The organism is Lentisphaerota bacterium, assembly GCA_016873675.1.
Classification (GTDB): domain Bacteria; phylum Verrucomicrobiota; class Kiritimatiellia; order RFP12; family JAAYNR01; genus VGWG01.
In genome coordinates this window covers 23,421-41,553 of the sequence record VGWG01000015.1, presented here as the reverse complement: position 1 = coordinate 41,553, position 18,133 = coordinate 23,421, and the positions used below count along the sequence as shown (strand labels likewise).

Annotated in this window: 17 protein-coding genes and 1 tRNA gene; 8 read left to right on the top strand and 10 right to left on the bottom strand. The window is 64.8% G+C overall.

Annotation, left to right across the window (positions count from 1 at the left end; all coding sequences use genetic code 11):
* Positions 1-622 (bottom strand): formylglycine-generating enzyme family protein (locus FJ222_03710; GenBank protein MBM4163532.1); only part of this gene is annotated, 622 nt, incomplete at its 3' end.
* A gap of 191 nt (positions 623-813) precedes the next feature.
* On the opposite strand from FJ222_03710, the gene FJ222_03705 reads away from it, so the two are divergent.
* From FJ222_03705 to FJ222_03690, 4 genes are all read left to right on the top strand, one after another.
* Positions 814-1,668 carry a sulfide/dihydroorotate dehydrogenase-like FAD/NAD-binding protein gene (locus tag FJ222_03705; GenBank protein MBM4163531.1) on the top strand — a complete coding sequence of 285 codons (855 nt, stop codon included), beginning with the start codon at positions 814-816 and terminating at the stop codon, positions 1,666-1,668.
* Between the two features lie 5 nt (positions 1,669-1,673).
* Positions 1,674-3,176 carry an NADPH-dependent glutamate synthase gene (gene gltA / locus FJ222_03700; GenBank protein MBM4163530.1) on the top strand — a complete coding sequence of 501 codons (1,503 nt, stop codon included), beginning with the start codon at positions 1,674-1,676 and terminating at the stop codon, positions 3,174-3,176.
* Between the two features lie 179 nt (positions 3,177-3,355).
* On the top strand, positions 3,356-4,951 hold the full coding sequence (locus FJ222_03695) for an FAD-binding protein (protein MBM4163529.1): 1,596 nt from the start codon (positions 3,356-3,358) through the stop codon (positions 4,949-4,951).
* Between the two features lie 188 nt (positions 4,952-5,139).
* Positions 5,140-6,177 (top strand): hypothetical protein, encoded by a 1,038-nt coding sequence (locus FJ222_03690; GenBank protein MBM4163528.1) that lies wholly within the window; start codon positions 5,140-5,142, stop codon positions 6,175-6,177.
* A 167-nt stretch (positions 6,178-6,344) separates the two neighbouring features.
* On the opposite strand, the gene FJ222_03685 is transcribed toward FJ222_03690, so the two are convergent.
* The 8 genes from FJ222_03685 to FJ222_03650 all read right to left on the bottom strand — a co-directional run bounded on the left by FJ222_03685 (position 6,345) and on the right by FJ222_03650 (position 14,365).
* Positions 6,345-6,662, bottom strand: coding sequence for a hypothetical protein (locus tag FJ222_03685; protein MBM4163527.1), 318 nt, complete (start codon positions 6,660-6,662; stop codon positions 6,345-6,347).
* Positions 6,659-8,437 (bottom strand): heat-shock protein Hsp70, encoded by a 1,779-nt coding sequence (locus tag FJ222_03680; protein MBM4163526.1) that lies wholly within the window; start codon positions 8,435-8,437, stop codon positions 6,659-6,661. Before FJ222_03680 ends, FJ222_03685 begins: the two co-directional genes overlap by 4 nt.
* Positions 8,438-8,442: 5 nt before the next feature.
* Positions 8,443-9,432: a nucleotide exchange factor GrpE gene (grpE, locus tag FJ222_03675; protein MBM4163525.1), complete on the bottom strand. Its 990-nt coding sequence runs from the start codon at positions 9,430-9,432 to the stop codon at positions 8,443-8,445.
* Positions 9,255-9,557, bottom strand: a complete 303-nt coding sequence (locus tag FJ222_03670; GenBank protein MBM4163524.1) for a J domain-containing protein — start codon at positions 9,555-9,557, stop codon at positions 9,255-9,257. Before FJ222_03670 ends, grpE begins: the two co-directional genes overlap by 178 nt.
* A 2-nt stretch (positions 9,558-9,559) precedes the next feature.
* Positions 9,560-12,106, bottom strand: a complete 2,547-nt coding sequence (locus FJ222_03665; GenBank protein ID MBM4163523.1) for a hypothetical protein — start codon at positions 12,104-12,106, stop codon at positions 9,560-9,562.
* Positions 12,107-12,728: 622 nt separating this feature from the next.
* Positions 12,729-12,950, bottom strand: coding sequence for a hypothetical protein (locus FJ222_03660; protein MBM4163522.1), 222 nt, complete (start codon positions 12,948-12,950; stop codon positions 12,729-12,731).
* A gap of 140 nt (positions 12,951-13,090) precedes the next feature.
* Positions 13,091-13,438 carry a hypothetical protein gene (locus tag FJ222_03655; protein ID MBM4163521.1) on the bottom strand — a complete coding sequence of 116 codons (348 nt, stop codon included), beginning with the start codon at positions 13,436-13,438 and terminating at the stop codon, positions 13,091-13,093.
* A 558-nt stretch (positions 13,439-13,996) separates the two neighbouring features.
* Positions 13,997-14,365 (bottom strand): acyl-CoA thioesterase, encoded by a 369-nt coding sequence (locus FJ222_03650; protein ID MBM4163520.1) that lies wholly within the window; start codon positions 14,363-14,365, stop codon positions 13,997-13,999.
* On the opposite strand from FJ222_03650, the gene tsaE reads away from it, so the two are divergent.
* Genes tsaE through FJ222_03635 form a run of 3 tightly spaced genes read left to right on the top strand, consistent with a single transcriptional unit; the run spans position 14,364 to position 17,326 of the window.
* Positions 14,364-14,879, top strand: coding sequence for a tRNA (adenosine(37)-N6)-threonylcarbamoyltransferase complex ATPase subunit type 1 TsaE (gene tsaE / locus FJ222_03645; protein ID MBM4163519.1), 516 nt, complete (start codon positions 14,364-14,366; stop codon positions 14,877-14,879). The genes FJ222_03650 and tsaE overlap by 2 nt on opposite strands.
* 24 nt (positions 14,880-14,903) lie before the next feature.
* Positions 14,904-16,007: a 23S rRNA (adenine(2503)-C(2))-methyltransferase RlmN gene (gene rlmN / locus FJ222_03640; GenBank protein ID MBM4163518.1), complete on the top strand. Its 1,104-nt coding sequence runs from the start codon at positions 14,904-14,906 to the stop codon at positions 16,005-16,007.
* Positions 16,004-17,326, top strand: a complete 1,323-nt coding sequence (locus FJ222_03635; GenBank protein MBM4163517.1) for a hypothetical protein — start codon at positions 16,004-16,006, stop codon at positions 17,324-17,326. The genes rlmN and FJ222_03635 overlap by 4 nt, the downstream gene beginning before the upstream one ends.
* On the opposite strand, the gene FJ222_03630 is transcribed toward FJ222_03635, so the two are convergent.
* A complete protein-coding gene (locus FJ222_03630; GenBank protein MBM4163516.1) occupies positions 17,327-17,896 on the bottom strand; it encodes a cob(I)yrinic acid a,c-diamide adenosyltransferase in 570 nt (189 codons plus the stop codon).
* A 129-nt stretch (positions 17,897-18,025) separates the two neighbouring features.
* On the opposite strand from FJ222_03630, the gene FJ222_03625 reads away from it, so the two are divergent.
* Positions 18,026-18,102: transfer RNA gene (locus tag FJ222_03625), tRNA-Arg, on the top strand.
* Positions 18,103-18,133 lie beyond the last annotated feature (31 nt).

Here is an 18,133-nt window from a genome sequence, read left to right as displayed (position 1 = left end):
ACATGTCGGAATCGGCATAATACACTGGCGTGAGTCCCTCTTTCTCGGACCGGGCGTTGCACCACTTCACGCAGTCATACCAATTGACCCCCTGTACGGGATGGTTGGTCCCCTTTCCCGATCCGACATTATCGTAGGCGTATCCATAGCTTGCGCTCCAGATCCGGACCTCATCCCACATCGCCTTCGTGACCTCTCGAGGGTCCATGTAAAAGGTCGCGACCGTGAGGGAATACGCTCCCAAGTCTGGATCATTTCCGCTGTTCGTTCCTCCCGGAACCAACACCAGAAACGAGGGAACGTCCTGCGGCGATGCGTTGGTCACGGTCGCCACCACACGGTAGAACTGCCGTGCGACGTCCATCGGAACGGAACAGGTCACGCTGCCCGATCCGCTCGCCACAAGCGTAATCGGCGCAGCGCCGTTTGAAGCGGCCCTCCACGAGCCGCCAGGCGCGGGCGCCGATTCCACCCGGTACACCGTCGCGGTCGGAATTTCGTTGAATGTCAGCCGTCCCGCATGGTTGAACGACTCGACGCTCAATCCATCGGCCCGGGCCACCAATTGGAGTCCAGAGAGCGCCATTCCCAAAACAAACGCGCGCATCGTGGTCCCTTTCATCGCAGTGAGAACACTACCCCAAGATAATTTGTCTCGGAGTGTACTGGATAAGCCTGCCGTTTCGCAAGCCTTAAAGTAAGGTGCGTTTTGTTCGGGCGCTGATTCGCGCTTGTCCGGCCGGGCGCTGTTTTGCTACTATATCTCGAATTGTCACGACATACCCGTTTCCATCGGCCAACAAACAGGCATGCATGAACCGAATCATTCGCAAGCAGCAGCTCTCCGCAGAGGTCTTCCGCATCGAAGTCGAGGCACCGTTGATCGCGCGCGAACGGAAGGCCGGCCAGTTCATCATCGTCCAGGTTGACGATGCCTTCGGCGAACGGATACCGCTCACCATCGCCGATGCCGACCCGGTACGCGGCACGATCACGTTGATCTTTCAGACGGTCGGGCGAACGACCCACCTGCTGGCCGACAAAAACCCCGGCGATACCATTCCGGCGCTCCTCGGTCCGCTGGGCACACCCACCCACATTGAGAAATTCGGCCATGTGGTCTGCGTGGGCGGCGGGATTGGCGTGGCGCCGCTGCACCCCATCGCCGAGGCGCTCAAGGCCGCCGGGAACCGCCTGACCATCATCATGGGTGCCCGCACTGCGTCGCTGCTGATCCTGGAGGATGAAATGCGGGCGCTCGCCGACGATCTGATCATCGTCACCGACGACGGCTCCCGCGGCCGTCAGGCGCTGGTCACCGTCCCCCTAAAGGAACTGTGCGAACAGAACCCGAAACCCGATCTGGCCGTCGTGATCGGCCCGCCAATCATGATGAAGTTCGGCGCCGAAACGACGCGCCCGTATGGCGTTCCGACGGTGGTCTCGCTCAACACCATCATGATCGATGGCACCGGGATGTGCGGCGGCTGCCGCGTCACCGTCGGAGGCGAGACCAAGTTCGTCTGCGTCGATGGCCCCGAATTCGACGGCCATCAGGTCGATTTTGACAACATGATGAAACGCCTCCGCTCCTACAAGAGCCGGGAGGACGCCGACCACCACGCCTGCCATCTGCAACAACAGGCCCACAAACTCGCCGCTGGATAACGTTTATGTCTCACGCCACACCCGATCAGCTCCATCACGCCGCCACCGCCAAACTGGCCGAAATCCGAGCGTCCGGAAAACCGCTGACCGCCAAGGATCGCGCCGCCATCCCGCCGCAAGAGATGCCCAACCAGGATCCGAACCTCCGCCGCAGCAATATGAACGAGGTGGCTCTCGGCTATTCGCCCGAACAGACCCAGCTCGAGGCCGAACGCTGCCTCCAGTGCAAGAATGCGCCCTGTGTCGGCGGCTGCCCGGTGGGAATCAACATCCCCGCCTTTGTCAAGGCCGCGGCCGAGGGGCGCTTTGACGATTCGATCGCCATCATTCGCGAGGCGTCGCTGCTCCCCGCCGTTTGCGGCCGGGTCTGCCCGCAGGAGTCGCAGTGCCAGGCACCCTGCACACTCGGCAAGATCCTCAAGGATGTCAACAAGTCGGTCGCCATCGGCCGCATCGAGCGGTTTGTCGCTGATCGCCAGCGGGAGGGCGGCGCACAGGCGGTCCCCGCCATCAAGCCGCCGACCGGCCGAAAAGTCGCCGTCATCGGCTCGGGACCCGCCTCGATCACGGTCGCGGCCGATGTCCGCCGCGAAGGCCACGCCGTCACGATGTTCGAGGCGTTTCATAAACCGGGCGGCGTCCTCGTCTACGGCATCCCCGAGTTCCGCCTCCCCAAGGCGATTGTCCGGAAGGAGATCGAGACCCTCCAGGCCATGGGCGTGACGCTGGAGACCAACTACGTCATCGGCCGCACCCGCAAGCTGCGCGACCTGCTGGATCGGGACGGCTTTGATGCCGTCTTCGTCGGCACCGGCGCCGGCCTGCCGAAGTTCATGGGTATCCCGGGCGAGAACCTCGTCGGCGTCTTTTCCGCCAACGAGTACCTCACCCGCTCCAACCTGATGCGGGCCTACGACACCGCGCAGGCCCACACGCCGATCTACCCATCCCGCAAGGTCGCCGTCCTCGGCGGCGGCAACGTCGCCATGGACGCCGCCCGCACCGCCCTCCGGATGGGCGCGGCAGAGGTGCACCTGATCTACCGGCGCACCGAACAGGAGATGCCCGCCCGCGTCGAGGAGGTCGCCCATGCGCGGGAAGAGGGCGTGATATTCCATATCCTCCAGAATGCCAAGCGGATCTTCGGCGACGACAACGGCTGCGTGCGAGCCATCGAATGTCTCCGCTATGAGCTGGGCGAGCCCGACGCCTCGGGCCGCCGGCGTCCGGTTGAAATCCAGGGGAGCGAGTTTGAGATGGAGATGGACACCGTGATCGTGGCGATCGGCAACGAATCCAACCCGCTGATCCGCCAGACCACCGCCGGCCTGAACGTCAATAAATACGGCAACATCCTGGTCGACGAGACCGGTCAGACGAGCCTCGATGGCGTCTACGCCGGCGGCGATATCGTCCTCGGCGCAGCCACCGTCATCCTCGCCATGGGCGAAGGCCGCCGCGCCGCCGCCGCCATCAACGCCCGGCTGGCAGGCCCGGCGCGGGCCTAGCCGTTGGGAAGGGTTCAGGTTTCAGGGTTCAGAAAGCCGCGAAACGCAAGGTAGGGCAGCGGCGTCCCCGCCGCGCCGCAGCAATAGGGAATGAACCTGGAAACGGCAGTTTATTCAATGACCTCGTGCTTTGCGCCTTTCCCTGAACCCTGAACCCTTCTCTTCCCCGGAACCGCTCCATGCTCCGTGTCCACGACATACACCTGCCGCTCGATCACGCCCCCGATGACATCGCGGTTGCGGCCGCCCGTGTTCTGGGCGTGAAGCCCGGGGCGTTGCAGCAGTGGGTGGTGCGCCGCCAGGCCATCGATGCGCGACGAAAGAACGCCGTCACCCTGACCTATTCCGTGGATGTCGTCGTGGCCAACGAGTCTCGGCTGCTCCAAGCCGCCGCCTCGCCCCAGGTGGTCGCCTCCCCCGACGAATCCTACCATCCGGCCTCCCCCGGCACAGCCCCCTTGCAGCACAGGCCCGTGGTCGTGGGCACCGGTCCGGCTGGGCTTTTTGCGGCGCTGACGCTGGCGCAGGCCGGCTACCGGCCGATCGTGCTGGAACGGGGCCGGCCGGTGCCGCAGCGCTGCCGGGACGTCGAGGCGTTCTGGAACGGGGGGGCGCTCGACCCGCACTCCAACGCGCAGTTCGGCGAAGGCGGCGCCGGCACGTTTTCGGACGGCAAGCTGACCACCCTCATCAATGATCCGCGCTGCCGCAAGGTGTTGGAGGAGTTTGTGGCCGCTGGCGCCGACCCCTCCATCCTCGTCAGCGCCAAGCCGCATTTGGGGACCGACCGCCTCCGCGCCGTGGTGGTCGCGATCCGCCAGCGACTGGAGTCGCTGGGCGCATCAGTCCGCTTTGAACACCAGGTGACCGGTCTCGATCTGGATCAGCAGCAACTCCGCAGGGTCCGCCTGCAAACCGGCGAATCCCTGCCCGCCCAGGTCTGCGTGCTGGCCATCGGACACAGCGCGCGCGACACCGTGGCGATGCTGCATCACAGCGGCCTGCGCCTGACGCCCAAGCCGTTTTCCGTGGGCGTGCGCATTGAACACCCCCAGGCGCTCATTGACACGGCGCAATATGGCCGTTTTGCGGGACATCCGCGTCTGGGTCCGGCCGACTACAAGCTGGCCTATCACGCGCCCCACGGGCGCAGCGCGTACACCTTCTGCATGTGCCCCGGCGGCGAGGTGATCGCGGCGGCATCCGAATGCGGCGGCATCGTCACCAACGGCATGAGCGCCTCGGCGCGCGACCGGGTCAACGCCAACGCCGCGGTGCTGGTCGGCGTGACGCCCGCCGATTTTCCGGGCGACTCGCCCCTGAGCGGCTTTGATTTCCAGCGGCAATGGGAATCACTGGCGTTCGCGCTCGGAGGCGCCAATTACTGCGCCCCGGCGCAACGGGTCGGCGATTTTCTGCGCGGTGTGCCCGGCACGCAGTTTGGCCGTGTGACGCCCAGCTACACCCCCGGCGTGCGGCCGGCGGATCTCCGCGGCTGCCTGCCGCCGTATGTGGCGGACACCCTCCGCGCGGCGCTCCCCCAGTTCGGCCGGCGCGTCGCCGGCTTCGACCTGCCCGACGCCATCCTGACCGGCGTGGAGACCCGCAGTTCATCGCCGGTGAGCATGCCGCGAAGCGAATCGGGCGAGAGCAGCATTGGCGGCCTCTACCCCGCCGGCGAAGGCGCCGGCCACGCCGGCGGCATCACCTCCGCGGCCGTGGACGGCATCCGCACGGCCGAGGCGATCATTGCCCGTTTCGCGCCGCCCCGCTGACGCACCCGTGGGCGCATGGCGGTTCTGATGAGGGTTACTTAATCGAGGCTCTTGCAGAACCCCTTCGGATCGGTTGCGGAGCAAGGTAGACAAGGCGCCCCGCCCCCGTAATCTGTCACTTGTTGTGGATATGGCAACTACGATGTGCTAACATTGCCCCGCTACAACCGCAGAGAGAGGGGGCTGTCATGCGAGCATCACGGATCACAGCGGATGGGAAGGGTTATTATCACTGCATCAGCCGGGTGGTGGACCGGCAGATGATTCTGGGGGACGTGGAGCGGGAGAAGTTTCGGGAGTTGATGCGCGGAGTCGAGACGTTCAGTGGCGTACGGGTGCTGACCTATGCGATCCTCTCCAATCATTTCCATATTCTGGCCGAGGTGCCTGCGAAGCGCGAGCTTGGCGAAGCGGAAATTGTGGAACGCCTGGCGGCAATGTATGACCGTCGGGAGGTCGTGGCGATACTGGATCAATGGGCGTTGTGGCGGACGCACGGGTTGGATACTCGGGTGCAGGAGGAGCAGGATCGGCTGCGCGTGCGGATGTGTGATGCGGGGTCGTTTGTGAAGACGGTGAAGCAACGGTTCACGCAATGGTACAACCGGCGGAAGGGACGGACCGGCACGCTGTGGGAGGACCGATTCAAGAGCGTGATGATCGAGCCGCCGTCGCATGCGCTGCGGGAGCGCCAGAGTGTGGGCGCGCTGGCGACGATTGCGGCGTACATTGATCTCAATGCCGTGCGCGCGGGGATTGTGAGCGATCCACGGGACTACGCCTGGTGCGGCTACGGCGAGGCCGTGGCTGGCGGGAAACGGGCCCGCGAGGGACTTGCGCTGATTTTTGGCGAGGCGCATGCCGGGTGTTGGCGTACGGTTGCATCACGTTACAGGCATCTGATTGATGCAGCCGGCCCTGAAAGCGGACGCACCACTGGCGGCGCGGCGTTGCCGCCGACTCTTACCGTGAAACAGGTTCAACAGATCGTGAAACAGCGAGGGGAACTGCCGTTGCGGGATGTTTTGCGATGCCGGGTTCGTTATTTCAGCGACGGTCTGGCGATCGGCAGCAAGGCGTTTGTGAACGAGGTCTTCCAGCAACACCGTGACAACTTCGGCCCGAAGCGCAAAGACGGGGCGCGACCGCTCCGTTTTGCGGACTGGGGAGGACTGTGCGCGGCCCGCGACCTGCGCCTGAAGCCGATTGCGGCGCCCGGCGGGTGACGGCGGGCCAGGCATTTGCCGGTTCGGCCTTCAGTCAATCCAGGAGCCTCAGGGGAGCCTCAGGGGACATAGAAATAGTCTGGCACGGATGAAGTTTGCGCACCGCCGGAAAGGGCTGCCCAATCGCCGTGAATGCGTCCACAAAAAAGACCAAAGTTCAGTTCAACTTACGGTTCTAGGTTTAAGGGGTGGAGTGCTTCTTGCGCCTGCCCGTGGCGGTGGAGCGCCAATTCGTGGTGGCCGAGGCAGAGAGCGGCCACGGCCCGGGCCGACGCGAAGGCGGGGTCGTGACGCCAACGCCAGGCGCGATCAAAGGCGGCGGTAGCGGCGTCGAAATCCCTTTCCCTCAAGGCTCGACACCCGGCTTCAAACCACTGACGCGCGGCGCGGTCACCCGCTTGCAGCGTGGAAAGATCGCAGCCGCAACGAGGACACGTCGGGACGCCCTTCTCCAGCGTGCGTTTGCAGGTGGGGCAGTTGTTCATTCGGATTCCAGATAGAAGAGGATGTCTTTCAATTCCTCTATGGCCTTGCCCACGGCCGCGTCGACGCGCGCCTCGCGCGCGGCCGCGAGTTGCGCCAGAATCCGGTCCGTGTCGGCCTGATCCGCCGCATCCATCTTGGCGCGTGCCTGTGTCACGCGCGCCAGCAGGTCTGCGCAGTCGTCGGGCGGGGGTTCTTCGGTGGCAAGGCCCGCGTCATCGTCCCCACACGCATGGGCGTCTCCATCATCCAACGGCGCCGACGCGAAGAGTGCGGCGACTTCCTTGCGCGATTTCTCAAGTTGTGCAGCATCCAGCTTGGCCAGGGCGTTCTCAATGGCCACCTCTTTGGAGAGACCGGTGGCTTTCTCCGTGGCGGTCACGCGCAAGATGCCGTCCAGATCCAGAGCCATGTGCAGGACAATCTCGTTGTTCTGGGGGACACGGGAAAGGCCCTTGATCATGAACCGGCCAATCAAGGTGTTTTCGCGTGCGTCATCGCTTTCGCCCTGAAAGATGTTGACCTCCACAACTTCCTGACAGTCATAGCAGGTATAGAAACTTTCCGCGCGGCGGACCGGCAGGGGCGCCCCGGAGCGGATCACGGCGGCGAAGTGGTATGGGCAGTATTGTCCGCGCACATCGCCCAGACAGGACGTGCCGAAGGTGTACGGCGTAATGTCCACGAGGATGCGCTGCTCGGTCGCGCCCATCAGGCGGGATGCCATGACGCCGGCACCGTAGGCCACGGCCAAGTCGGGGTGTACGTCCGTGCGGGGGCGCTTGCCGAATTCGCGTTCCAGCAGATTTTGCACGGCTGGGATGCGGGTGGAGCCGCCGACCAGCACAATCTCGTCGATCTCGCGGGGCTTCAGCCCCGCATCGGCCAGTGCCCGATGCACGGCGGCCAGCATGCGCGTTAGGAATGGCTCAAGCATATCTTCGAACGTGAGCCGGTTGATCTCCTCGTCGATGCAGTCCATGCCGCCGCGCTCCGTCGGCAGTTGGTCTTCGATCAGGCGCGCGAAGGTCTGGTCCGACAGATGCATCTTCGCGGTTTCGGCGGCACGGTTGAGGCGCAAGATGGCCGTCGGGGTGAGCAGTGCCGGCTTGTCCTGGCGGCTGTAGAGGCGGTCTGCGATGCTGGCGGCCAGCGCGGTATCGAAATCGTCGCCTCCGAGCTGGTTGTCGCCGTGGCTGGCGATCACTTCGACCACGTCGCCCTCCATGCGCACGATGGAAACGTCGAACGTGCCGCCGCCGAGATCGAAGGCCAGGACCGTGCGGGCACCGTGCTTGTGAGCGGCTTCGTAGGCCAGGCAGGCGGCCGTGGGTTCGTTGATGATGCGCAGGACTTCGAGGCCGGCGATGGCGCCGGCATCACGCGTCGCCTGGCGTTGCGCATCGTTGAACTGCGCCGGCACCGTGATCACGGCCTTGGCCACCGGGCGCCCCAGCCGCTTTTCGGCGCGCTCCTTGAGCCGGCGCAGGATCATGGCGGAAACCTCCTGCGGACGAAAGGTGCGGTCACCCAGAGTCAGCAGCGCATCCGTCCCCATCTTGCGCTTCACGGAGCGCACGGTCCGGTCTGGATAGAGCACCAATTGGTTGCGCGCCTCGACGCCGACCAGCAGATTGCCGGCGGGGTCCAGTCCGACGCAGGACGGCAGGATGGCGGTGCCGTTCTCCTCAACGGTCTCGACGCGTCCGTCCACGAATACGGCCACTTCGCTGTTGGTGGTTCCGAGATCGATGCCAATCACGGGATCTGCATTCATTACGTTCATAACGCTTTTGACACCTCCACATCGGCGGTTTGCAACACCTGATCTTCGCGCCGCCAACCCTGGCGCACGACGGTCACAACGGTTCCGGCGGGCCGGCCCGAGCCTGTCACGGTGGCAACAGCCCGCATCCACTTCGGGTCAAAGGGCTCGCCCGGTTCGGCCACGGAGGCGATGGACAAGCGACGCAAGGCATCGTCGGCCTTGTCTAGAGCCATTTGCGCACTGGTCGCCCCTTCCTGAAGCAACTGACGGGCCGCGCCCAGCCAGGGCCAGGGCGGCAGCGTGCGCCGACGGGCGGCCCGGACCGTGTCTTCGAGGGCGGCGCGGATGGCGATCAGCTCCGTCAGCACCGCGCCCTGTGCTTCGCGCCGGGCGATCGGCAGTTGGGTTTTCAGGTCGGCCGTGGTGCGCGCCAACCGTTCGTTCTGCTCGCGCAACTCGGCGCGCAGGCTCTCGGCCAGTGATCCGAGCTGCCGTTCCGCCTGCTGGCTGGCGCGTCCCACCAGGCGGGTTTCCTGACGCAGCGCCGCAAGTTCACCGAACAGCGTTTCCAAATCCGGTTCCGATGCGTCCGGTTCGTCTGTATCCAAATCGGCGAGGTCGGGTTTGACTGCATCCGGCTCGTCTGTATCCGAGGTCGAGTCGGTCGATTCAACAACCGGACTTTCGTCCGCGACCGACGATTCTGCGTCGTCATCCGTCAGGCTGTACAGCCAGGCGCGGAAATCCGACAGGATGTCCTCGCGCCAGTCGCTCGGCGTTTCGGCGACAGATTCCGCTTGGGGATCCGGAAGGATCGCCGTCGGCGTCAGGGTTGGTTCGTATTCGTTTCGATCCACAGGGTTACTCCAGCTCGGTGTCGCTCGACGGTGACCGGTTTGGGCACCAGATCGGCCATGGGCGCGCCTGGATTGTTCCCGCGCATGCCAAACAAGTGCAACCGGGTGCGCGCCAGTTCGGTTTTGATCAATTCGTACGCCTCGCACACCCGTTGAAACTCGTCGGGGCTTTGTTCAGGCGAATAGATGCGAATCTTCTGCAGGTACGCGCGGCGCACCTCCTCGTCGGTCGCCGTCTCGGGAACATCCAAGGTCAGGTAGGGATAAAGCATGGTTACCACAACTCCGGCTGGTTGAAGTCCGGCCCGGACTCAGGGCGCGAGGTTCGCGCGCGAGTCGAGCGCCGTTTGCTTTGGAGTTCAGAAAAAATATCAACCCTGCCGTGCCGCACCTTTTCCTTCAGACGGCCCGGCACGTCATCCCAGGCGCTGATCCCGATCTCCTGTTCAAGCAAGCGGTCGCGGGTCTTGTCGGTCAGACGCGCTTTCTGGCGTTTGCGATTGACGGGCGCACGACAGTGGCGGGACAGGGACTCGACGGCCTGCACAGCCTCCATGCGTCCTGATGCATGAGCCACGTGGTGCGCCACCGCCAGACATTCATCTACACGGTCAACGAGCGCATCGAAATTCGGATTGTCGTCGGGCGGCATGAACAACGGATCGTAGAGCAGCGCGCGGTAGGCGAGGTACTCCGGCGTCCGCGCGTCGCGCCGTGCCAGGCCGTTACCGGTCAGCGCCCAGAAAAGCGCGCGTGCTCCCGGTTGGGACAAAACATGGGGATTGAAAAGACCTTGCAGGAGAGACCACACCGAATCCGCGTCTGCCGAGCGATCCCGACAGGCGGCAACGATGACCGCACCGCAGGGAAACCGGCGCTTCAAGGACCAGACCGCATCCGGCTGTGCAGCCAGTTTGGCGAAATCTAACACCAATTGCGCGGGTGCTGACCGGGCCTGTGCCGTTAGCCATGCATCGACTTCGGTCAACTCCGCCGACACCTCCGCACGCCACTGACTCGCCAGCACGCTTACGGCTTGGTACGCCCAGATCGGATGTCCGGCAACCTCCCAAGCCGCGCGTCGCGCCGCCGCATCGCCACCGCTCCGCGAGGCGCAAATCCATCGCAGCGTGGCGCAGACGACCCGGATGAACTCCGGCGCATTCGGGGCGATTTCGTCCAGATCCTTTTCTGCGGCGGCATACATCCGGCGGGTCAGGCGCCCGGCGGCGCTGTCGAGACGCAGCAGCGGCCGCAGGGCCTCGACTTCGGGCCGACCGCGCGCCACGCTTTCCAGCCGTTTGAACATGGACAAGGCCTTCTGGGGTGTTCGATTGGATCGGAAAAGCGCGGTCAACTCCAGCAGCGGCGTGACATCCTCCGGGAAGGCCTTGATCCACGCCTGAAGAGCGGCTTCATCGTCCCCCTTGCAACGCTGCATCGCCGCGTGCCAGTGAACAAACGTTTCGCGCAAGGGATGGATCTGCGCGCTCTTTTGCCATAGTTTCTCGACTCGGCGGCCAGCATCGACATCGGCATCGGGATCATGTATCTCGAACGCATCGTCGAACTTGTCGTCGAACGCATCGTCATCCGAGTCGTCCTCTTCCCGCGTCAGGCAGATCGTGGCCAGCCGGTCATAGATCAGTGCCATGGCCAGCGGCGGCGGCTTGCTGTGCTGGATGACAAGCTCCCAGTCCTCGGCACAATCGTGATCGTCCCAGTACATGAATTTGACAAAGCTTGCCGTGAACTGCTGATTTTGCCGGAAGGATAGAAATAGTTCGTCCGCTTTATTGAACGATCCGCGCTCCTTGCAGATCCGGTTGATCGTGGGGGTGGCGGCCAACAGATAACGCGCCGCCATTTCGCCGAACAGGTGTTTCCGTTCTGCCCAGATCGGCTGGCGGGCCAGCTCATCGAAAATCCGTCGCGACTCGGTTAACTCTCCGGCTGCCAGATGCTGGTCGATTTGCACCAGTGTCCCATGCAGCGACGGCGCAACGAGCTTCGCATGCACTATCCTTTCGCGTGGGGTCTGCGGTGGCTCGCCAGCTAGGATGCGGCGCAGGATATCGGCGAGGGGACGCACGGCGCTATCGGCTGCGATCCGGTCCAGGAAGGCGGGCACATCCGCATCGTGGCCTGCATACGCGGCTTGCAAGGCATGGATGAATAGCCGCCAGGCGATGAACGGCGAGCGCCGGCCGACAACCTCCGGGAGACGCGCGTACGCCTCGGCGCTGGCACCGCTCTCGATCTCATCCCACGCCTTCAAGATGGTGGCAGCCGCAACCTTTAACGGATGCGCCTCCGTCAGGTGGGGGTGCTGGGCCAGCAGGCGCGGATCGCGGCAATCGCGGCGGATGCACGTGTCGATCGCTTCGGTCAACGCCGCGTCCAGTCCGTACCCGGCCAGGAATTGACCCGCCCCTCCGCCCAGTTCGACAAGCAGGGCCGGACGGCTGGAAATCAGCGCGACGACCGCTGGCTGTTGCACGGTCAGCACCTGCAGCAACTCCTGCGCAGATTTATGCTGCCCGGACGCGAGCATTTCGGCCATACGAACTTCGTAGGCGCGGGCCACAAGCGCGGTGTGTTGCGGGCCGTAGGCGGGATGTTTTCGCAGCAACTTGGCCAGTCCGAGCGCCTTGTGCCCGCGCTGTTGCGCGACCGCCGCCTGCAATTCATCCAACAACGGTACCAGAGCATCCGGTGCGCCTGTGGAGGGGGTGACGGCTGCCCCTTGTAAAGTACGATGCTTCGACATGTTTAGCGTCGCGCCAGCCAGTAGCCAGTGCAACACTGGCGAGTGGGCCATTCGTTCCTTCGTGTGAAAGCGGGTTCATTTTGACACAGAACGGCGGAGTTTACAAGCGCAGGTTGGGCGGCGGCGGCAGCAATTCTAATTTTGGGGTCGGGTCGCGGAATGATTATTGGGGGAGCTAGTGATTTTGAGCATGGGTTGTGGCCCGATGCAAGCTCTTGAAGCGTGACGGCGGTATTTTGCTGGGTTGCCGATGGATGCCGAACCGGTGTTGCCGCGTCACGCCTGGGAGACGCGCGTGGCGTCGTGTCTCCACGGCCGACGAGTTCAAGGACGGTGCGCGACAGGAACGCGAAGATGTTGAGGGACGCCAGCGTGTTGGCCAGGTGCTTCTCGCCGTGCCCGAAGAGGCACTTGCAAACTGGTGTGTAGGGCGCGTAGGCGCGGCAAAGCCTGGGTGAGCAGGATGAACCGCTCGACGAAATGTGGTGACGACGCGTAAACGACGAAGCGTGCGCCGAGGTGTAGGGACGACGTGTCGAGCGGGTGTTGGCCAAACACTTCGTCGGCGGTCTTCGTCGCACACCTTGTCGTTTACGCTTCGCGCACGGCTTCGTCGGACGTTCGGAGCGTCGAGGGGATGCACCACCAATCCAAACGGCGGGGTCGTGAACGATTACCCGTTGTCGAACGTGATCCCCGTGCAGGCCACGCCGATCATGCCGAGCCGGCGGATGACCTCGGCAGCCACCTCGTCCGCCTCCTTGGTCCGCGACCAGCCCACAAGCGTGAAGCGCGTGACCCGCTCCACCAGCGTCACCAGGTAGCCCGTCGCGTTCGCCCCGACAACCAGGTCGCCCTCCCAACCAAGGTCAGCAAGAATGTGCGAAGCTACCACGACCGTGAGCCCTCTGGTTTTATCGTAGATCAGTCTCCACAAGAATGAAGCTCCCACGAACACACCAAAACAGATGATGAGCCAAGGCACCTACCTGCCCAAAAACCGGCGTCGGCAGGAGCCGATTGCTGGCAACGATGTCACTCGATTGTCAAGTCAAAGACTTTCGGTTTTGAGCTCTGAACGGCTTTGGGGGGATTGTCGAGATCAGACTTCTTGATGGGTTCCCCTTTCTTGACCGGCTTTGCGAGCTTAACTCCTAACAGGACTTTCATATCTTGTCCGGTGATGAAGTCATCTGGCAAATTCGCATCTTTTACAAACCCTTGGGCAATGTTGTTCGTTGCAAGTACTGCTCCAGATTGCAGGTTTGTTGTCGCCACAGCGACGGTCATCCCGGAATCACGTGCCATACACATCGATCCGGCGAGTGAAACCGAAAGTACTGTCACTATGCCTATCAGGTTCTTGATTTTCATCGGCATCATCTCCTTGGTGAACAAGTGATCAAGCCGTTTCAGGCTATCTCCACAACGGTGTAGATAATAGATGAATACGGTGGACGCAGCAACGGAAATTGGGATGTCATGATGCCGACTTGCGGCCTATCTTGCGGATCGTAAGGATAGTCGGAAGGAGATAAGCAGAAGGTTTGGCCTGGGACTGAGTCCCCCCCCCCCACTCAGCCCGGCTGAGGCGGAAGGACGGAAGGTCCGTCCCGAATGGCGCTAAGTTAAGCCATTCCACCCTCTTTGTCGCGAGCTTTGTCGTGAGCGTTGTCGAATCGCAACCGGTTCGCCCATAGAGGGTTCAACAAAGCTCGCGACAAAGCTCACGACAAAGGTCCGCATATCAGAACCGCACATCCTTCCCCGGTTCTGCAAGCGCTTCATCGGGATGGAGATCCCAAGAACCTGACTAGGGACGGACCTTCCCCCACTCCCTGTGGCATTCGTCTTGATCTGCGGCGCGGCGGGACGCCGCCGCCCTACCGGCGCGGTGCACAGACTCACATACCCACTTCCGCGCGTTTCCTGTGGCATGCGTCAGATTCCGGCCGCGTCCCGCAACGGCAGCTTGACCCCGCCCGCGCCGACCCGCACAAAGGTGATGGCGGTGCCGAACATCTCCTCTTCCGTCATTTCGTGCAGCGTCCGCCGGAAAACCATCACGCGATAGGTCACCGACGTATGCCCCTCGCGCGCCCGCTCGATCTCGAAGCGGAGGATTGCCCCGTCACGAGCCCCCTTCTTAAACTCCACCGCGTCCATGGCGATCGTCACGAGCTGGCATCCCGGATAGTCCAGGCTCGCCGCCATCCAGGCGAATTCGTCAACCCACTTGAGGAGATTGCCGCCGAAGAGAAACCCGTAGTGGTTCAAGTGTTCAGGCATCACCAGTTTGTAGTTGGTCATGAGTGACTCCCTTCGCCCAGCTTCTGACTCGTCAAAACGAACCGTTTGCATCATACTCTATCCCATGACGACAGACCAGACCGTTCATTCGCTTGCCGAAACCTGGCGCCTGGCCGCCGGTGTCACGTCCCTCCTGCCGCGCGGGGGCGTGGTCGCCCTTTCCGGGGACCTCGGCGTCGGCAAAACCGCTTTTGTCCAGGGCATCGCCCACACCCTCGGCATCGCCCGCCCCGTGACCAGCCCCACGTTCACCCTCGTCGGCGACTACACCGGCCCCGGCGGACGCCTCGTCCACATGGATTTGTACCGCCTGACCGGCCCCGACGACCTTCTGGCCATCGGCTTCCCCGACTATCTGGAGAGCGGCGCCATCGTCGCCATCGAATGGCCGGAACGGGCCGGCGACCTCCTTCCACCGGACGCCGTGCAGGTCGCCCTGACCGTCCTCCCCGACCGCACCTCGCGCCGGATCATCATCCGCACACCCGCCTCCACCGCGAACAACCAGGAGTGATGCGCCGTCCGGACTAACCGACTTATGCCTGCCGCCACCACCATTCCCCTTGCCGCCGGCTTTCTGCCCGATGACTGGAAGAGGCTCTGCGCCGAGCTCGACGTCCCCGCGTTCCGCGCGGCGCAGCTCTGGCAGTGGGTTGCCTGCCGCCTGGTCGCCGACTGGGAGCAGATGACCAACCTGCCCGCCGCGCTCCGCCGGACCCTCGCGGGCCGCTGCGACCTGTCGGCCCTCACGGTCTGCGAGCGCACGGCATCCCCCGACGGCGTCACCAAGTTCCTCCTCGCCTGCCGGGACGGCGAGCGGATCGAATCGGTCCTCATCCCCTCCCGCGACCGCCAAACCCTCTGCGTCTCCACCCAGGCCGGGTGCGCCTTCCGCTGCGCCTTCTGCGCCAGCGGCGCCCTGGGCCTGGCCCGTGATCTGGATGCGGGCGAGATCGTCGGACAGGTCTTCGCCGCCGCCCGCGAACTCCGCGCCACACCAAATGCCGCGCCCGATGCCCGGCCTGAAAATGTGGTCTTCATGGGCATGGGCGAACCGCTCGCCAACTACGACAACACCCTCCGCGCCATCCGCGTCCTCAACGCCCCCGGCGGACTCACCATCGGCGCCCGCCGCATGACCCTCAGCACCTGCGGCGTCGTCCCCGGCATCCGCCGCCTCGCCGACGAGGGGCTGCAGGTCGAGCTCTCGGTCTCGCTCCACGCCCCGGATGACCGCTTGCGCCAGTCGCTCCTGCCCGTGGCCGCCCGCTGGCCGATCGCCGAACTGCTCGCCGCCTGTGCCGACTACACAGCGCGCACCGGCCGGATCATCACCTTCGAGTACACCCTCGTCCGAGGCCTGAATGACCAACCCCGCCATGCCGAACTCCTTGCGCGCCTCCTCCGACCCCTGCATTGCCGGGTCAACCTGATTCCGCTCAGCCCGGTCGCCGCCTTTGACGGCCACCCGCCCGACGCCGAAACGTGCGCCCGCTTCCAGGCCGTTCTGGAGCAGGCGCGGATCAACACCACCCTCCGCCACTCGCGCGGCCGCCAGGCCGACGCCGCCTGCGGCCAGTTGAGGCTGCGACGTACGGGCGGCCGGCAGGTCGCCCCTCACAATCCGAAGCACTCCACATGACACACACCACCGAGACCGTCACCCCCGCCGCCACGTCCCGCCGTACCGCCATCCGCGTCTTGTCGCGCTGGCTGAGTTCCCAGGACTTTCCTGATCGCATCATCCCCGATTGCCCTGATCGCGGCTTTGTGATGGACCTCGTCTACGGCACGGTGCGTCAGCGCCGGGCCCTCGACTGGCTCCTCGCGCGGCACGTCGAGAAGATGCCCACTGGCGAGACGCTCGCTGCCATCCTCTCCGGCGCCTATCAACTGTTCTACATGCCCGGCGTCCCCGATTACGCCGCCGTTGACGCGACCGTCCAGGCGGCGAAGCAGGCATCCAAGCGCTCGGCAGGCTTCGTCAATGCCGTCCTCCGCAATCTTCTGCGCAACCGCGAGGCACTCACCGCCGAGCTCGCCCGCCAGCCGCTGGCCGTCCGCCTCTCGCACCCCGATGCCCTCGTCGCCCGCTGGGTGGAGCAGTATGGCGAGGCCGAGACCGCCGCGCTCTGCGAATGGAACAACCGCCCCGCCGAGACCATCATCGCCCTGCTCCCGCACTGCGGCATCGGCGCGGCCGACTGGATCGCGCGTCTGGCGGCCTGTCCCGGATGCGAAACCCTCGCGGCGGTCCCCCACCCCGCCGCGCCCGACACCGCCGTGACGCTCCCCCACGGCGCGCCGCGGCTGGAGACCCTCCCCGGATTCGCCGAGGGGTGGTTTGTCGTCCAGGATCCGGCGACCCGCGCCGCGGTTGACCTTCTGGACGTCCGTCCCGGGCAGCGCATTCTCGACGCCTGCGCCGCGCCCGGCGGCAAGACCCTGCAGATCGCCTCGCGCCTGCTCGCCGGCGCCCGCGGCGCCACGCCTCCGGGCGAGCTGATCGCGCTGGATGCGCACAAGGATCGGCTCGTTTTTCTCCACGAGAATCTGGCGCGCGCCGGGATGGGCTGGGTCCGTGCCGTACCCGGCGACGCCTCACGCCTCACCCCCGCCGAGGCCGGCGGTCGCTTTGACCGCATCCTCCTCGACGTCCCCTGCTCCAACACCGGCGTCCTCCGCCGCCGGCCCGACGCCCGCTGGCGCTTCAACGCCCATCGCCTGCAGACGCTGGTGCACCACCAGCGCGCGATCCTCACCAACGCCCTGGCGCTCTTGGCGCCCGGCGGCATCCTCGTCTACTCCACCTGCAGCCTCGAACCCGAGGAGAACGCGCGGCAGATCGAGCGGCTCTGCCTCGCCTCATCCGGCCTGCGCCTGCTCGCCACCGTCGCGCGCCATCCCGTCCGCCACGGCACCGACGGCGCCTTCGCCGCCGCCCTGCAAATGCCGGGATGACTAGCACTCCACACCGGGCTGCGCCGGAAGACCCGCGTCGAAACCGTGCTTGATGCAGCGCATCTCCGTCACCGTGTCGGCCCGCGCGATCAGACCCGGTGTCGCGCCGCGGCCGGTCAGCACGATGACGCCATCTGCGGGCGCCTGGCTGAGCGCGGCGACGACGGAATCCTCATCCAGCAGGCCGCGGGCCACGGCGGTGCACACCTCGTCCAGAATGACCACCCGGTAGCGCCCCGACGCCAGCTCCGCAGCCGCCGCGCGCAGCCCTTCGGCCGCCGCATGGCGGTGCGCGGCAAACTGCGGCGCGTCGTCGGACCGGGGAACAAAACCGAGTCCTGCCTGACGAACCTCCACCCCCGCCAACATCCGCAGCGCCGCCAACTCGCCCGTCGCGGCATGCGCCTTGATGAACTGCACGATCAGCGTCTGCAGGCCGTGCCCGGATGCGCGCAGCGCGATTCCTAACGCGGCGGTCGTCTTGCCCTTGCCATCGCCGGTGAAAAGCAGAATCCGCGGCGCGCGTCCCCCGCTGCCGTTCCAACCGCCCGCTGTGTTGTCTGCTGTCATGAATCGCTTGGCTCCCTGTGTGAACTTCGGATACCGTACACCAGCCCACCCGCGCCGTCAATGGGAAGGATGAAGGTAAAACGGCGCTTGCTCTCTGCAGCCCGAACCTCTATCATGTGTCCTCTTCTCGCGCCTGTAGCTCAATTGGACAGAGCGTCAGCCTCCGGAGCTGAAGGTTGTGGGTTCGATCCCCGCCAGGCGCACCAGTCTGTTATCGATCACGCCACACACCCACAT

What these genes read in the sequence shown, in the direction of transcription:
- FJ222_03705 (MBM4163531.1), top strand. Translation starts at nt 814, where the DNA reads ATGAACCGAATCATTCGCAAGCAGCAGCTCTCCGCAGAGGTCTTCCGC.
- gltA (MBM4163530.1), top strand. Translation starts at nt 1,674, where the DNA reads ATGTCTCACGCCACACCCGATCAGCTCCATCACGCCGCCACCGCCAAA.
- FJ222_03695 (MBM4163529.1), top strand. Translation starts at nt 3,356, where the DNA reads ATGCTCCGTGTCCACGACATACACCTGCCGCTCGATCACGCCCCCGAT.
- FJ222_03690 (MBM4163528.1), top strand. Translation starts at nt 5,140, where the DNA reads ATGCGAGCATCACGGATCACAGCGGATGGGAAGGGTTATTATCACTGC.
- FJ222_03685 (MBM4163527.1), bottom strand. Translation starts at nt 6,662, where the DNA reads ATGAACAACTGCCCCACCTGCAAACGCACGCTGGAGAAGGGCGTCCCG.
- FJ222_03680 (MBM4163526.1), bottom strand. Translation starts at nt 8,437, where the DNA reads ATGAATGCAGATCCCGTGATTGGCATCGATCTCGGAACCACCAACAGC.
- FJ222_03670 (MBM4163524.1), bottom strand. Translation starts at nt 9,557, where the DNA reads ATGCTTTATCCCTACCTGACCTTGGATGTTCCCGAGACGGCGACCGAC.
- FJ222_03665 (MBM4163523.1), bottom strand. Translation starts at nt 12,106, where the DNA reads ATGGCCCACTCGCCAGTGTTGCACTGGCTACTGGCTGGCGCGACGCTA.
- FJ222_03655 (MBM4163521.1), bottom strand. Translation starts at nt 13,438, where the DNA reads ATGATGCCGATGAAAATCAAGAACCTGATAGGCATAGTGACAGTACTT.
- tsaE (MBM4163519.1), top strand. Translation starts at nt 14,364, where the DNA reads ATGAGTGACTCCCTTCGCCCAGCTTCTGACTCGTCAAAACGAACCGTT.
- FJ222_03650 (MBM4163520.1), bottom strand. Translation starts at nt 14,365, where the DNA reads ATGACCAACTACAAACTGGTGATGCCTGAACACTTGAACCACTACGGG.
- rlmN (MBM4163518.1), top strand. Translation starts at nt 14,904, where the DNA reads ATGCCTGCCGCCACCACCATTCCCCTTGCCGCCGGCTTTCTGCCCGAT.
- FJ222_03635 (MBM4163517.1), top strand. Translation starts at nt 16,004, where the DNA reads ATGACACACACCACCGAGACCGTCACCCCCGCCGCCACGTCCCGCCGT.
- FJ222_03630 (MBM4163516.1), bottom strand. Translation starts at nt 17,896, where the DNA reads ATGACAGCAGACAACACAGCGGGCGGTTGGAACGGCAGCGGGGGACGC.